Raw genomic sequence first — 15,768 nt, forward strand, 5'->3', positions numbered from 1 at the left:
GACCGCGCCCTGCCCGCCACCGGCCCGGCCCCGGGAGACCCCGGCGGCGGGCGGGGCGCCATCCAGCCCACCGCACCGAGAGGAGGCAGACCCGTGCAGCGCCCGATCGCCGTCAACACCTGGGTGTGGGAGTCCCCCCTCACCGACGCGAACCTGCCCCCGCTCCTGGCGAGGATCGCGGACATAGGCTTCGACGCCGTCGAGCTCCCGCTGGAGAACGTCGGCGACCTCTCGGCCGGGGTGGTGCGGGACGCCCTCGGCGGGCTCAGCCCGCTGCTCGTCGGCGCCATGGCGCCCGGGCGCGAACTCGTCCTGGCGGACGACGCCGTGATCACCCGCACCCAGCACTATCTCAGCGCCTGCATCCGGCTGGCCCACGACATCGGCGCGCCGGCCGTGTGCGGGCCCTTCTACGCCCGCACGGGCCGGGTGTGGCGGATGGACGCGGCGGAGCGCGCGGACGCCTACGCGCAGCTGCGGCGCCGTCTCGCCCCGCTGGCCGCCGAGGCCGAGGCCGCCGGGGTGGTCCTCGGCATCGAACCGCTCAACCGCTACGAGACGTCCCTGCTCAACACCACCGCCCAGGCGCTCGAGGCCCTCGGGCCGCTGCTCGGCCACGGCGTGGGACTGGCCCTGGACACCTACCACCTGAACATCGAGGAGCGCTCCTCCGCCGACGCCGTCCGGGCGGCCGGCCGGCACCTCGTCCACGTCCAGGTCTGCGGCAACGACCGGGGAGCCCCCGGCGGGGACCAGACGGACTGGACGGAAATCTTCGACGCCCTGGACGCCGTCGGCTACACCGGCGCCCTCAGCATCGAGAGCTTCACCGCCCGCAACGCCAGCATCGCCACCGCCGCCTCGATCTGGCGGCCCCTGGCCGAGAGCCAGGACCAGCTCGCCGAGGACGGACTGGCGTTCCTGCGCTCGTGCGCCGCCCGGTCCCCAGGAGGACACCCATGACCACCACCGTGCCCGACCCCGCCGTTCCCCCCGCCCACGGGAGCGCCGCCCTGGGCGTCGCCGTGCTCGGCCACTCCTTCATGGGCAAGGCCCACTCCAACGCCTGGCGCAACGTCAACGCCTTCTACCCCACGCCCCGCGTGGCGCAGAAGGTGCTGGTGGGCCGGGACGCCGGGCACGTGGCCGAGGCCGCCCGGCGGTACGGCTGGGAGGAGAGCGGCACCGACTGGCGGTCGGTGCTGGAACGGGACGACGTCCACGTCGTCGACATCTGCACGCCCGGCCACCTGCACGCCGACATGGCCGTGGCCGCCCTCGAGGCCGGCAAGCACGTGCTCGTGGAGAAGCCGCTGGCCAACACGGTGGCCGAGGCCGAGCGGATGGCGGCCGCCGCGGCGGCCGCCCGGACCCGCGGCGTCCACTCCATGGTGGGCTTCAACTACCGCCGGGTGCCGGCCCTGGCGCTGGCCCGGCAGCTGATCGCGGACGGCCGCGTGGGCCGGATCCGCCAGGTCCGGGTCAGCTACCTGCAGGACTGGCTCGTCGACGAGCACGCGCCCATGACCTGGCGCCTGCGCCGGGAGACCGCCGGGTCCGGAGCGCTGGGCGACCTCGCCTCCCACGCCGTCGACCAGGTGCGCTTCCTCCTGGACTCGCCGGTCACGTCCGTCTCCGGGACGCTCACCACGTTCGTCCCCACCCGGACGGGGGAGGACGGCCCCGAGCCGGTGACGGTCGACGACGCCGCCTGGGCCACCCTGCGCACCGCCTCCGGGGCGGTGGTCGGCCTGGAGGTCTCCCGCTGCGCCACCGGCCGCAAGAACGCCCTCGGGATCGAGGTCTACGGATCGCTGGGCGGGCTGCGCTTCGACCTGGAGCGGCTCAACGAGCTGCACCTGTTCGACGCCACCGCGCCGCCGGACACCCAGGGCAGCAGCCGGATCCTCGTCACCGAGGCCACCCACCCCTACGTGGGGGCGTGGTGGCCGGCCGGGCACGTCCTGGGCTGGGACCACACGTTCACCAGCCAGGCCGCCGAGCTCCTGCGGTCCATCGACACGGGGACCCCGGCCGCCCCCGGGTTCGAGGACGGCCTGGAGGTCCAGCGGGTGCTCGCCGCCGTGACGGACAGCGCGGCGCGCTCCGGCGCCACCGTCCACCTCTGACCCCGGACGAGCGGAGCACCGCTCTCCCCGACCCGAAGGACCGACGATGGGACACCACCCCTACACGCTGTTCACCGGCCAGTGGGCCGACCTCCCGCTCGAGGAGGTCGCCGAGCTGGCGGCCGGCTGGGGCTACGACGGCCTGGAGATCGCCGTCTCCGGCGAGCACCTCGACGCCTGGCGGTGGGACGACGACGCCTACGTCCGGGACCGGCTCGACATCCTCGAGCGCCACGGCCTCGGGGTCTGGGCCATCTCCAACCACCTCAAGGGCCAGGCGGTCTGCGACGACCCGATCGACTTCCGGCACGAGTCCATCGTGGGACCCCGGGTCTGGGGCGACGGCACGCCCGAGGGAGTGCGCACCCGCGCCGCCGAGGAGCTGCAGCACACCGCACGGCTCGCGCGGAAGCTGGGCGTGGACACCGTGGTCGGCTTCACCGGGTCCTCCGTCTGGCAGTACGTGGCGATGTTCCCGCCCGTCTCCCAGGACGTGATCGACGCCGGGTACCAGGACTTCGCGGACCGGTGGAACCCCATCCTGGACGTCTTCGACGAGTGCGGGGTGCGCTTCGCCCACGAGGTCCACCCCTCCGAGATCGCCTACGACTACTGGTCCACGCACCGGGCGCTGGAGGCCATCGGCCACCGCCCGGCCTTCGGACTGAACTGGGACCCCAGCCACTTCCTGTGGCAGCAGATCGACCCGGTGGCGTTCATCTCCGACTTCGCGGACCGGATCTACCACGTGGACTGCAAGGACACGAAGATGCGAACCGGCGGTGGGCGCAACGGCGTCCTGTCCTCGCACCTGCCCTGGGGCGACCCCCGCCGCGGCTGGGACTTCGTCTCGACCGGACGGGGCGACGTTCCGTGGGAGGACAGCTTCCGGGCCCTCACCGCCATCGGCTACGACGGACCGATCTCCGTGGAGTGGGAGGACGCCGGCATGGACCGCCTCCGGGGCGCCCCCGAGGCCCTGGCCTTCCTGAAGCGCTTCGACTTCGCCCCCTCCGGCGCCTCGTTCGACGCCGCCTTCCGGCAGTAGCCGGCCCGGGGCGGCACCCCGGCGGGCCCCGGTCCGGGGCGGGCCCGGTGCCAGCCGAACGGCGTCGTGGACACCGGCGGTCCGCAGGCGCACGATGGAGACCCACACCGCAGGAGGAACCATGGGCGAGGTCGGCCGGCAGGCCACGAGGGCGGCCGACGCCGCGGACGACGCGACGGACTCCCGCGGGTTCGTCCTCGCGGCCCGCGCCGGGTACGTGGCGGCGGGTCTGCTGCACGTCATGATCGGGGTCATCGCGCTGCGCGTGGCCACCGGCGGCTCGGGCTCGGCCGACCAGTCGGGGGCGGTCGCCGCGCTCGCCGGCAGCCCGGGCGGCACCGTCCTGCTGTGGGCGTGCTTCCTCGGCTGCGCGGCGCTCGCCGTCTTCCTGTTCAGCGAGATCTTCTTCGGCGCGACGCAGCGCTCGGACCGGGACCGGCTCAAGCACCGCGTCAAGATGGGCGGCCAGGCGGTCGTCTACGGCGCCATCGGCGCCGTGTTCGGGACCTACGCCCTCGGCGGCACGAGCGACAGCAGCGGGTCCACCCAGTCGCTCAGCGCCCGGCTCATGGCGCACCCGGCCGGCACTGTCCTGCTGATCGCCGTGGGGCTGGGCCTCGTCGTCGCCGGCGCCTTCTTCGTCCACCGGGGCGTGACGAGGTCCTTCCGGGAGAACCTGAAGAGCCTGCCGCCGGGCACGGCCGGCAGGGCGGTCATGTGGCTGGGCACGGCCGGCTACGCGGCCAAGGGCGTGGCCCTGGCGGTGCTCGGGGTGCTCGTCGTCGTCGCCACGGTGCGCAGCGACCCGGAGCAGTCGTCGGGGCTGGACGGTGCGCTCAAGGCCCTCCAGGAGCAGCCCTTCGGGGCGTGGATCCTCGGGGCCGTGGCCCTGGGCCTCATCTGCTACGGGGTCTTCATGGTGGTCCGGGCCAGGTACCAGCGGATGTGACCGCGCGCTCCCGGCGGGCCCTCCTGGCGCGCCGCCCGGGCGTCCGGAGCTGCCGGCCGACCGGCCTTCGCGGGGCGCGGCACGAGGAATAGAATGGTCCCATCCGCACCGCGGTCACCTGGGGGACGTCATGTCTGAAGAGCAGCACACCGTCAACGAGGACGCGCCGTCGTCGGGCTACCGCCTCCTGGACCGGTTGAACCAGATCGCGCTCAAGATCTACGGCGCGGCCGATCGCGTGGCGCCGGAGACCCACGGCGCCGGGGAGAGCGAACGGGCCCACGCCTGGTACGAGGAGTGCCAGAAGCACTTCGTGATCGAGCGGGACGAGCACGGCAACGAGTACCTCTACCACCGCGACGACTCCCGCGGCGGCCCCCGGGCCGGGACGTCCCGCAACTGACGACTCCCGCCCGCGGCCCCGCGCGTCAGCGCATCATGCGCAGCGCGTCCACGAGCCCCGTGGTGCGCCGGCCGAGCAGCCGCGACAGGTCCCCGGTGACGAGGTCCAGGGCGCCGTCCTCGATGTTGGCGTCCAGTGCGACCAGGAACCGCGCGGTGCTCTCGTCCACGCCGGTCCGCTCCAGCTCCGCCAGGTGCTGCTCGGGCGTGAGCCGCCGGTAGGTCACCTCCCGGTCCAGGACCTCGGTCAGCGCGGCGGCCAGCTCGTCGAAGCTCCACGCCACGTCCCCCGAGAGCTCGTAGGTCTGCCCCGCGTGGCCGTCCTGGGCGAGGACCGCGGCGATCGCCTCCGCGTAGTCCTCGCGGGTGGCGCTGGCCACCCGGCCGTCCCCGGCACTGGCCAGGACCACGCCGGTGGTCTCCGCGTGCCGCAGGGCCGGCTCGAAGTTCTCGGTGTACCAGCCGTTGCGCAGGATCGTGAACGGGAGCCCGGACGCGGCGATCGCCTCCTCCGTGGCCAGGTGCTCGTCGGCGAGCAGCAGCTTCCCGCGGTCGGCGCCGAGGGCGCTGGTGTAGACGAGGCGGGAGACCCCGGCCCGGACGGCGGCGTCGACCGCGTTCCGGTGCTGGGGAACGCGGATCCCCACCTCGCTGCTGGAGATCAGCAGGACCGTGTCCGCCCCCGCGAACGCCTCGTCGAGGGTCGCGGGCTCGGTGTAGTCGGCCCGGACGGTGGCCAGGCCCAGCTCCCGGAGGGCACCGAGCTTCTCCTCGTCGCGGCCGGCGGCCACGAGGTCCGGCAGCTGCACGTCCAGGCGCAGCAGGGAGCTGATGACGTGGCGGCCCAGCCGGCCGGTCGCGCCGGTGATGACGATGGACACGGTGTTCCTCCCGGTGGTGGCCCGGCCGCTGCCGGCGGGGCCCGCCGGCACCCGCCCGGCGCGGCGGTGTGCCCTGTGCAACGGGCGGCGCCCGCGGCGTATTTCCGGCGTGCGGCCCCGGCGGCCGCGGGGCCGATCGCCTCCGGAGGAACCCGGCCTCCGTGTCCGGGGCGGCGCGTAGCCTGGTGCCATGAGCCTCGCCCAGAAGATCAACCGTGTCGTCGCCCCCTTCGAGGTCATCTCCGACTACGTGCCCGCCGGCGACCAGCCCCGGGCCATCGAGGAGCTCGCCGCGAGGATCGAGGCGGGGGAGAAGGACGTCGTGCTGCTCGGAGCCACCGGCACCGGCAAGTCCGCGACCGCCGCGTGGCTCATCGAGCGCGTCCAGCGGCCCACCCTCGTCATGGTGCAGAACAAGACGCTCGCCGCGCAGCTCGCCAACGAGCTGCGGGAGCTGCTGCCCAACAACGCCGTCGAGTACTTCGTGTCCTACTACGACTACTACCAGCCCGAGGCCTACGTGCCGCAGACGGACACCTTCATCGAGAAGGACTCCTCCATCAACGAGGAGGTCGAGCGGCTGCGGCACTCCGCGACCAACGCGCTGCTGACCCGCCGGGACGTCGTCGTGGTCGCCACCGTGTCCTGCATCTACGGTCTGGGCACCCCCGAGGAGTACGTGGCGCAGATGGTCACGCTGCGCCGGGGGGAGGAGATGGACCGCGACGAGCTGCTGCGCCGGTTCGTGAACATGCAGTACGCGCGCAACGACGTCGACTTCCACCGCGGCACGTTCCGCGTGCGCGGGGACACCGTGGAGATCATCCCGATGTACGAGGAGCACGCGGTCCGGGTGGAGTTCTTCGGCGACGAGATCGAGTCGATCTACACCCTGCACCCGCTCACCGGGGAGATCATCCGGGAGGAGACGGAGATGTACGTCTTCCCCGCCTCCCACTACGTGGCCGGCGCGGACCGGATGGCCACGGCCGTGAAGTCCATCGAGGACGAGCTCGCCGCGCGGCTCAAGGAGCTGGAGTCCCAGAACAAGCTCGTCGAGGCCCAGCGGCTGCGGATGCGCACCACGTACGACCTCGAGATGATGGAGCAGATGGGCTACTGCAACGGCATCGAGAACTACTCGTTGCACATCGACGGCCGCCCCCGCGGCTCCGCCCCGCACTGCCTCATCGACTACTTCCCGGACGACTTCCTGCTGGTGGTCGACGAGTCCCACGTGACGATCCCGCAGATCGGCGGCATGTACGAGGGCGACATGTCCCGCAAGCGCACCCTCGTGGAGCACGGCTTCCGGCTGCCCTCGGCGATGGACAACCGCCCGCTGAAGTGGGACGAGTTCCTGGGGCGCATCGGCCAGACCGTCTACCTCTCGGCCACTCCGGGCAAGTACGAGCTGTCCCAGGCGGACGGCTACGTGGAGCAGATCATCCGGCCCACCGGGCTGATCGACCCCGAGGTGGTCGTCAAGCCGACCAAGGGGCAGATCGACGACCTCCTCGACGAGATCAACGCGCGGGTCGAGCGGGACGAGCGCGTGCTCGTCACGACCCTCACCAAGCGCATGGCCGAGGACCTCACCGAGTACCTCATGGAGCACGGGGTCAGGGTCCAGTACCTGCACTCGGACGTGGACACCCTCCGCCGCGTGGAGCTGCTGCGCGAGCTGCGGATGGGCACGTTCGACGTCCTCGTGGGCATCAACCTGCTGCGCGAGGGCCTGGACCTGCCCGAGGTCTCCCTGGTGGCGATCCTCGACGCCGACAAGGAGGGCTTCCTGCGCTCCACGACGTCCCTCATCCAGACGATCGGCCGTGCCGCCCGCAACGTCTCCGGCCAGGTGCACATGTACGCGGACCGGATCACCGACTCGATGGCCACGGCCATCGAGGAGACGAACCGGCGCCGGGAGATCCAGGTCGCCTACAACACGGAGCACGGGATCGACCCCCAGCCGCTGCGGAAGAAGATCGCGGACATCACCGACCAGCTCCAGCGCGAGGAGGAGGACACCCGGGAGCTGCTCGCCCGCCGTGCCGCCGCCGGGAAGAAGACCGCGCCGACCGGGGCGAAGGGCGGGCGGGACGCCGTGACGGCCGCGGAGGACAAGCTGCGCCGGGACGGGTTCGCGGCCGCGCCGGCGGAGGACCTCACGGACCTCATCGCGCAGATGACGGAGCAGATGCAGGCCGCGGCCGCCGAGCTGCAGTTCGAGCTCGCCGGGCGGATCCGCGACGAGCTCGCGGACCTCAAGAAGGAGCTGCGGCAGATGCAGCAGGCAGGGCACGCCTGAGCCCGCTCCGGCCGGGACCGGGACCCGGGGCCGCGTCCGTTCCCGGCGTTCTCCCAGGTTCGGGTAGAGTGCTCTCCGCGTAGGGGAGTATCCCTCAGCGCTGCGGTCGTCAGCACGCCGGGCAACGGAGCCGGGCCGGTCGCAGCGACCGCACCTCGGCACCCGGGCCTCCAGCCCGCCGGGGGCGGTGGAGAGACTTGCGGCTCATCGTGATGCCCCGGTCCGCCCCGTTCCCCGGACGACGCCGGCCCGCGGGCTCACCCATCTCCAAGCGAAAGAACTCGCGTGCACACACAGCTACCCGCGTGGTTCGAGATCGGCTCCTTCGTCGTTCTCGGCTGCATCCTTCTCTTCGACCTGATCATGGTCGCCAAGCGCCCCCACGAGCCCTCCATGAAGGAGGCCGGCATCTGGGTGGGCGTCTACGTGGCCCTCGCCCTGGTCTTCGGCGCCCTGATGTTCGCCTTCGCGGGCGCCGAGCAGGGCACACAGTTCGTGGCGGGCTGGATCACGGAGTACAGCCTCAGCATCGACAACCTGTTCGTGTTCATCGTGATCATGACCCGCTTCGCGGTGCCGCGGAAGTACCAGCAGGAGGTGCTGATGGTGGGCATCATCATCGCGCTGGTCCTGCGCGGGATCTTCATCCTGCTGGGCGCCACGATCATCGCGAACTTCTCCTGGGTCTTCTACCTCTTCGGCGTCTTCCTGCTCTGGACGGCGTACCACCAGGCCAAGGACGACGGCGAGGACGAGTCGGAGGAGAACGGCCTCATCCGCAGGCTGCGCACCGTGGTCCCCATGACGGACCGGTACGACGGCAACAAGCTGCGCACCACCGTGGACGGCAAGAAGCTCTTCACCCCGATGCTCGTCGTCTTCGTGACCATCGGCGTGACCGACCTGATGTTCGCCTTCGACTCCATCCCGGCGATCTTCGGGCTGACCCAGAGCCCGTTCATCGTCTTCACGGCCAACATCTTCGCCCTCATGGGCCTGCGCCAGCTCTACTTCCTGCTCGGCGGGCTCATGGAGCGGCTCATCTACCTCAAGCACGGACTGTCGCTGATCCTGGCGTTCATCGGCGTCAAGCTCATCCTGCACGCCATGCACGAGAACGAGGTGCCCTTCATCAACGGCGGCGAGCACATCGGGTGGGCCCCCGAGATCCCCACCTTCGTGTCCCTCGGCGTGATCGTGGCCATCATCGTGGTCGCCACGGTCGCCTCGATGGTCAGCCCGAAGGGCCGGTCCGCCCACGCCGTCGCCGAGCTGCACCGGGCCATCGAGGTCTACCGGGGCATCCCGGAGGGCACCCCCACCCAGGAGATCCGCATCGTGCAGGCCGAGCTCGTGCAGAAGCACCGTGCGGCCCGCGGCGCCTCGGAACGCTCCGCCGTGGAGCTGCCCGACCTCCACGAGCACACGGGCAAGACCGCGGAGGAGCACCACAGCGAGAGCCGGCACCTGGGGCACGCGGAGCACCGGGAGGCCCGGCACTGAGCACCACCGCAGGCTGAGCGCCCGGGACCGTCCTCGACGGCCCGTGCGGGGAGGGGCCCGGTCCGCCGCACGGCGGACCGGGCCCCTGGCCGTGCCGGCCGGGACGTCCGTATAGACTGGCCCGAGCCTAGGGGAGTATCCCTCAGCGCTGTGGACGTCAGCACGTCGGGTGCCACAACCCGGCCGGACGCAGCGGTCGAGCCCAGCACTGGACCGGAACGGTCCGGCGGGAACGGCGGAGAGACTTACGGCTGTCCCGTACTCGACCCCGAAAGCAGAACCATGGAAGTCTCACTCACCGTCTGGATCGTCACCATCGCGGCCATCATCGGCCTGCTGCTCTTCGACTACGTGTTCCACGTGCGCAAGGCCCACGAACCGCAGCTCAAGGAAGCCGCGATCTGGTCCGCGATCTACGTGGGCATCGCCCTCCTCTTCGGCCTGTTCGTCCTCGTCCAGTGGGGCGGCCGGTACGCCGGCGAGTACTACGCCGGGTACATCACCGAGAAGGCGCTGTCGGTCGACAACCTCTTCGTCTTCCTCATCATCATCGCGTCCTTCAAGGTCCCGCGCGAGGACCAGCAGAAGGTCCTGCTGTTCGGCATCACGTTCGCCCTGATCGCCCGCACCGCCCTGATCTTCGTGGGCGCCGGGCTGATCAACCAGTTCGCCTGGATCTTCTACCTGTTCGGCCTCATCCTGCTGCTGACGGCCGGCTCCCTGATCAAGGGCGAGCTGTCCGAGTCCGCCCACGACGAGGCGGACAACTTCATCATCCGCACCGCCAAGCGCTTCATGCACACCTCCGACGAGTACGACGGCGACAAGCTGTTCACCATGGAGAACGGCAAGAAGGTCATGACGCCGATGCTGCTCGTGATGGTGGCCATCGGCGGCACCGACGTGCTCTTCGCGCTGGACTCCATCCCCGCGATCTTCGGCCTGACCCAGCAGACCTACCTGGTGTTCACCGCCGTGGCGTTCTCCCTCATGGGCCTGCGCCAGCTCTACTTCCTCATCGACGGTCTCCTGGACCGCCTCATTTACCTCTCCTGGGGCCTGGCGATCATCCTCGGCTTCATCGGCGTCAAGCTCATCCTGCACGCCCTGCACGAGAACAACCTGGGCTTCATCAACAACGGTGAGCACGTGGAGGTCGTCGAGGTCGGCATCAGCCTCTCGCTGACCGTCATCGTGGGGGTGCTGATCATCACCGTCCTGGCCTCCCTCTACAGCCCCAAGGGCCGGGCCCTGCGCGTGCTCAACGGCCTGCAGACCGTCGCCGAGAAGTACGTGACCCTGCCGCAGGACGCCCCCGCCGGGGAGCGCCAGAAGCTGGCGGAGAAGGCCGCGAAGTACCAGCGGCAGATGCCGAAGATCTCCGACAAGCACCGCCAGGAGCTGCTCGAGTCCGAGAAGCAGTTCCACGAGCTCCTGGACCGCGCCCGCGGCAAGCACCGCGAGTTCGAGCGCACCGGGGTGGGCCCGGAGCCGGACGCCGTGCCGGCCCCGGAGGCCGAGGCCCTCTCGGGCGCCCGGGCCGAGACCCAGGAGTCGGCCGGCACCACGACCCCGGACGCCCCCCGCGGCGGCGGCAGCTCCGCCGTCTGAGCCACCCCCTCCCGGTGCCCCGCGCACCGGGAGCAGGAGCCCCCGGCGCGCACCGAGCAGGTGCGCACCGGGGGCTCCGTCGTCGTGGGAGGGACCGCCGGGCGGCCCCGGCTCAGCGGCCCGTCTCGGTGATGGGCCCCACGTTGTCCACGACCACCGCGGGGAAGCCGTCCTCGTCCGAGGCCCGCAGATCGATGCGGGCGTTGATGCCCCAGTCGTGGTGGCCGTCCGGGTCGTCGAAGACCTGCACCACGGTCCAGAACCCCGGCAGGCCCTCGGGCTGCTCGTCGATCCGGATCAGCCCCGGCCCCCTCGACTGGGGGTCCGTGTAGATGTCCTCGTGCTCGCCGAAGTACGCGTCCATGGCGTCCGCCCACCGGTCCCGGTCCCAGCCGTGCTCGCCGTCGAGGGCGCCCAGGACCTTGTCCTTCTCGTCCGCGAACAGCTCGACGCGCTGGAACAGGGCGTTGCGCACCATGACCCGGAACGCCCGCGGGTTGGACGTGATCACGGGGGGCTGCTCGTCGATGAGCTCCTCCAGGGAGTCCGCGGAGGTGCCCATGGGGGACTCCTCCCCGGCGGCCAGCTTCTCCCACTCGTCGAGCAGCGAGTTGTCGGTCTGCCGGATGAGCTCGCCCAGCCACTCCACGAGGTCCTCGAGGTCCTCCCGGAGCAGGTCCAGGGGCACGGTCTGGCGCAGCGCCTTGTAGGCGTCGGAGAGATAGCGCAACAGGATGCCCTCGGAGCGGGCCAGGCCGTAGAACTGCACGTAGTCGCCGAACGTCATGGCGCGCTCGTACATGTCCCGCACCACGGACTTGGGCGTCAGCTCGAACTGCGCCACCCACGGGGCGCCGGTGCGGTACGTCTCGAACGCCTGGGTCAGCAGCTCCTCGAGCGGCTTGGCGTAGCTGACGTCCTCGAGCTCCTTCATCCGCTCGTCGTAGTCGAGGCCCTCGGCCTTCATCGACGCCACGGCCTCCCCGCGGGCCTTCTTCTCCTGCATGTTCAGGACCTGGCGGGGCTTCTCCAGGGTCGCCTCGATCACGGAGACGACGTCCAGGGCGTAGCCCGGGTCCTCCCGGTCCAGCAGGGTGAGGGCGGCGAGGGCGAAGGGGGACAGCGGCTGGTTGAGGGCGAAGTTCTCCTGCAGCTCCACGGTCAGCCGCCAGGTGCGGCCCTCCTCGTCGGGCTCCGGGAGCTTCTCGACGACGCCGGCGGCGCGCAGCTCCTTGAGGATGCCGATGGCCTGCTTCAGCAGGGCGCGCTGCCGCGGCCGCGTCTCGTGGTTGTGGGTCAGCAGGTGCCACGCCGCGAGCACCGGGTCCCCGGGGCGCTGCAGGAGGTTGAGCAGCATCGAGTGGGTCACCGTGAAGGACGAGGTCAGCGGTTCCGGATCGGAGGCGACCAGGGTCTCGAACGTCGGCTTCCCCCAGGACACGAAGCCCTGCGGCGGCTTCTTCCGCACCACCTGCCGCAGCTTCTTCTGGTCGTCGCCGAACTTCGCGTGGGCCTTCTTCATGGCCTTGTTGTTCTCGATGACGTGCTCGGGCGCCTGGACCACCACGGTGCCCGCCGTGTCGTAGCCGGCGCGCCCGGCCCGGCCGGCGATCTGGTGGAACTCGCGGGCGTTGAGCCGGCGGGTGCGCTCGCCGTCGAACTTGGACAGCGCCGTGATGACCACGGTGCGGATGGGCACGTTGATGCCCACCCCCAGGGTGTCGGTGCCGCAGATGACCTTGAGCAGCCCCGTCTGGGCGAGCTGCTCCACGAGGCGGCGGTACTTGGGCAGCATCCCGGCGTGGTGGACCCCGATGCCGTGGCGGACCAGCCGGTTGAGGGTCTTGCCGAAGCCGGCCGAGAAGCGGAACCCGGCGATGAGCTCGCCGATGCGCTCCTTCTCCTCCTTGGTCAGCACGTTGACGGACATCAGGTTCTGGGCCTGGTCCATGGCCTGCAGCTGGGAGAAGTGCACCACGTAGACCGGGGCCTGGTTGGTGCTCAGCAGCTCCTCGAGGGCCTCGTGGATGGGATCCTCGGACCAGTAGTGGTGCAGCGGGATGGGCCGCTCCGCGGAGGACACCGTCGTGGTCGGGCGGCCCGTGAGCTCCGTGATCCCCTCCTCGAAGCGGGAGACGTCTCCGAGCGTGGCGCTCATGACCAGGAACTGCGCCTGGGGCAGTTCCAGCAGCGGCACCTGCCACGCCCAGCCGCGCTGCGGGTCGGAGTAGAAGTGGAACTCGTCCATCACCACGGGCCCCACGTCCGCGTCCCGGCCCTCGCGCAGGGCGACGTTGGCGAGGATCTCCGCGGTGCAGCAGATGATGGGGGCCGCGGCGTTGACCGCGGAGTCCCCGGTGACCATGCCGACGTTCTCCGCGCCGAAGATCTCCACGAGCGAGAAGAACTTCTCGGACACGAGCGCCTTGATGGGGGCGGTGTAGTACGAGCGCTGCCCGGCGGCGAGACCCGCGTAGTGCGCCGCGACGGCCACCGTGGACTTCCCGGACCCGGTCGGGGTCGCGAGGATCACGTTGGACCCGCTCGCGAACTCGAGCACGGCCTCGTCCTGGGCGGGGTAGAGCTCCATGTCCCGGGAGGCGATCCAGCCGAGGAACCCCTCGTAGACCTCGTCCCCGGACAGGGCGTTGGTGGCGAAGTCGCCGCGGTAGTACGGGTGGCCCGGGGTGCCGAGCTCGGGGGAGAGGGCTTCGAGGAGTTTCATCGTCCTCCACTGTATCGGGACGGCGCGCCCCGGCCCGTGCCGGTTCCGCGCCGCCGGGGCCCGCGCGAGGACGGCGGGGCACTGGCCGGGACGCCCCGGGTCCAGCAGACTGGCCCCATGACGCACGTCACCGCCCCGATGCCCTCGGACCTGGAGATCGCCCAGGCCGCCCGGCCCCGCCCCGTGAGCGAGATCGCGGCGGCCGCCGGGATCGCCGCCGACCGCCTGGAGCCCTACGGGCGCTTCGTGGCGAAGGTCGACCCGCGCCCGGACGAGGTGTCCACCCCCGAGGAGGCCGCCGCGCGCAAGCACGCCCGCGGCGTGCGGTACGTGGTGGCCACGTCGCTGACCCCCACGCCGCTCGGCGAGGGGAAGACGGCCACGGCGGTGGGCCTGGCCCAGGGCATGGCTGCCACCGGCCGCTCCGCCGCCCTGACCCTGCGCCAGCCGTCCATGGGGCCGACGTTCGGGATCAAGGGCGGGGCGGCGGGGGCGGGGTACGCCCAGCTGCTGCCGATGGACAAGCTGAACCTGCACCTGACCGGGGACTTCCACGCCGTGACGGCCGCCCACAACCTGCTGGCGGCGATGATCGACAACCACCTGCACCACGGCAACGCCCTGGGCCTGGACGCCCGCTCGATCACGTGGCGGCGGGTCCTCGACGTCAACGACCGGGCGCTGCGCACCGTGGTGGTGGGCCTCGGCGACCACCAGGACGGTGTCCCCCGCCAGACGGGCTTCGACATCACGGCCGCGTCCGAGGTGATGGTGATCCTCTCGCTCGCCACGTCCTTCGCCGACCTGCGCCGGCGCCTGGGCCGGATCGTGGTGGGCGCCACGTACGACGGCGAGCCGGTCTCCGCCGAGGACCTCAAGGCCGCCGGGTCCATGGCGGTGCTGCTGCAGGACGCCTTCCAGCCGAACCTGCTGCAGACCCTCGAGGCGACCCCGGCGCTGGTCCACGCCGGGCCGTTCGGCAACATCGCGACCGGCAACTCCTCCGTGGTCGCCGACTACGTGGCCATGGCCCACGCCGACTACGTCATCACCGAGGCCGGGTTCGGCGCGGACATGGGCCTCGAGCGCCTGGTCAACGTCAAGGCCAGGGCCTCGGGGCTGACCCCGGACGCGGCGGTGCTCGTGACCACGGTGCGGGCGCTGAAGACCCACTCCGGCCGCTACAGCGTGCGCCCGGGCAGGGCGCTGCCGGCGGAGATGCTCCAGGAGAACCCCGGGGACGTGGAGGCGGGGGCGGCGAACCTGCTCCACCACCTGGCGATCGCCCGGTCCTTCGGGATCTCCCCGGTCGTGGCGATCAACGCGTTCCCCGGGGACCACCCCTCGGAGCACGAGGCGATCCGCCGGATCGCCCGGGCGACCGGGGCGGAGGTGGCCGTGTGCACGGCGGTGTCCGAGGGCGGCGCCGGGGCGGCCGAGCTCGCCGACGCCGTGGCGGCCGCGTGCGAGCGCCCGGCCGGGTACACCCCGACCTACGGGCTCACCGAGTCCCTCGAGGACAAGCTCACCGCGGTCGCCACCCGCGTCTACGGCGCGGACGGCCTCGAGATCACCCCGGCCGCGGAGCACCAGCTGGCCCGCTACGAGGAGCTCGGCTACGGGGGGCTGCCGGTCGTCATCGCCAAGACCCACCTGTCCACCACCGCGGACCCGGCCCGCAAGGGAGCGCCCACCGGGTGGTCCCTGCCCGTCCGGGAGCTGCGCGCCGCCGTGGGCGCCGGGTACCTCTACGCAATCTGCGGGACGATGCGCACCATGCCGGGACTGGGCACCTCCCCGGCGGCCGAGCGGATCGGGATCGACGACGACGGGCGCGTGACCGGCCTCTTCTGAGGTCCGTCCCTCCGGGACCCGCCTCGTCCGGGACCCGCCCCGTCCGAGCCCTGCCTCGTCCCGGACCTGGACTCGCCGGCTCACGGGCGGGGCAGCAGCTCCTCGCCGGGGCCGTGCCGCCGCAGCATGCCCTCGGCGGGCGCCCACCACAGGACGGCCGCCCAGGCGTAGGCGGCCCCGGCCACGGCCGCCAGGTCGGTCCACAGCGACCCGGGACCGCCGGCCCAGGACCACAGCACCCAGGACGCGGCGCCGCCGACGGCCGCCGCGGCCGGCACGACGGCGAGGGCCCAGGCGGGCCGCACCCACCCGGCCAGCAGCAGGACGCCGACCGCCAGCAGCGCCAGGGCCAGCG

11 protein-coding genes and 1 pseudogene are annotated in these 15,768 nt (G+C 71.9%); 9 read left to right on the plus strand and 3 right to left on the minus strand.

Going from position 1 to position 15,768, the window contains the following annotated elements:
* Positions 1–93 precede the first annotated feature (93 nt).
* From CRM73_RS02320 to CRM73_RS02340, 5 genes are all read left to right on the plus strand, one after another.
* Positions 94–963, plus strand: coding sequence for a sugar phosphate isomerase/epimerase family protein (locus CRM73_RS02320; RefSeq protein WP_229586684.1), 870 nt, complete (start codon positions 94–96; stop codon positions 961–963).
* Complete coding sequence (locus CRM73_RS02325; RefSeq protein WP_229586685.1) at positions 960–2,129, plus strand: Gfo/Idh/MocA family protein; 1,170 nt, start codon at positions 960–962, stop codon at positions 2,127–2,129. Before CRM73_RS02320 ends, CRM73_RS02325 begins: the two co-directional genes overlap by 4 nt.
* A 46-nt stretch (positions 2,130–2,175) precedes the next feature.
* Positions 2,176–3,177: a sugar phosphate isomerase/epimerase gene (locus CRM73_RS02330; RefSeq protein WP_133410040.1), complete on the plus strand. Its 1,002-nt coding sequence runs from the start codon at positions 2,176–2,178 to the stop codon at positions 3,175–3,177.
* A 94-nt stretch (positions 3,178–3,271) separates the two neighbouring features.
* Positions 3,272–4,126, plus strand: coding sequence for a DUF1206 domain-containing protein (locus CRM73_RS02335; RefSeq protein WP_229586686.1), 855 nt, complete (start codon positions 3,272–3,274; stop codon positions 4,124–4,126).
* 130 nt (positions 4,127–4,256) lie between these two features.
* Complete coding sequence (locus CRM73_RS02340) at positions 4,257–4,529, plus strand: hypothetical protein (protein ID WP_017832827.1); 273 nt, start codon at positions 4,257–4,259, stop codon at positions 4,527–4,529.
* A gap of 25 nt (positions 4,530–4,554) precedes the next feature.
* Here CRM73_RS02340 and CRM73_RS02345 read toward each other — a convergent pair whose 3' ends face one another.
* The gene (locus tag CRM73_RS02345; protein ID WP_229586687.1) at positions 4,555–5,409 is read right to left on the minus strand and encodes an SDR family oxidoreductase; all 855 of its coding nucleotides are present in this window, start codon (positions 5,407–5,409) and stop codon (positions 4,555–4,557) included.
* A gap of 190 nt (positions 5,410–5,599) precedes the next feature.
* Between CRM73_RS02345 and uvrB the strand changes: the two genes are divergently transcribed.
* The 3 genes and pseudogenes from uvrB (at position 5,600) to CRM73_RS02360 (ending at position 10,834) form a co-directional block, all read left to right on the plus strand.
* Positions 5,600–7,720, plus strand: a complete 2,121-nt coding sequence (gene uvrB, locus CRM73_RS02350) for an excinuclease ABC subunit UvrB (protein ID WP_229586688.1) — start codon at positions 5,600–5,602, stop codon at positions 7,718–7,720.
* A 285-nt stretch (positions 7,721–8,005) separates the two neighbouring features.
* Positions 8,006–8,995 (plus strand): annotated as a pseudogene (locus CRM73_RS02355) (TerC family protein); the annotation flags it as partial.
* Positions 8,996–9,505: 510 nt separating this feature from the next.
* Positions 9,506–10,834: a TerC family protein gene (locus CRM73_RS02360; RefSeq protein WP_017832823.1), complete on the plus strand. Its 1,329-nt coding sequence runs from the start codon at positions 9,506–9,508 to the stop codon at positions 10,832–10,834.
* Positions 10,835–10,946: 112 nt separating this feature from the next.
* Here the strand turns inward: CRM73_RS02360 and CRM73_RS02365 are convergent, their stop codons facing one another.
* A complete protein-coding gene (locus tag CRM73_RS02365) occupies positions 10,947–13,559 on the minus strand; it encodes an RNA helicase (RefSeq protein ID WP_017832822.1) in 2,613 nt (870 codons plus the stop codon).
* A 117-nt stretch (positions 13,560–13,676) separates the two neighbouring features.
* Between CRM73_RS02365 and CRM73_RS02370 the strand changes: the two genes are divergently transcribed.
* Positions 13,677–15,413, plus strand: a complete 1,737-nt coding sequence (locus tag CRM73_RS02370; RefSeq protein ID WP_229586689.1) for a formate--tetrahydrofolate ligase — start codon at positions 13,677–13,679, stop codon at positions 15,411–15,413.
* 80 nt (positions 15,414–15,493) lie between these two features.
* On the opposite strand, the gene CRM73_RS02375 is transcribed toward CRM73_RS02370, so the two are convergent.
* The coding region (locus tag CRM73_RS02375) for a hypothetical protein (protein ID WP_229586690.1) at positions 15,494–15,768 on the minus strand (275 nt) is incomplete at its 5' end.

It is taken from the genome of Kocuria sp. CCUG 69068 (assembly GCF_020833785.1).
GTDB lineage: Bacteria > Actinomycetota > Actinomycetes > Actinomycetales > Micrococcaceae > Kocuria > Kocuria rosea.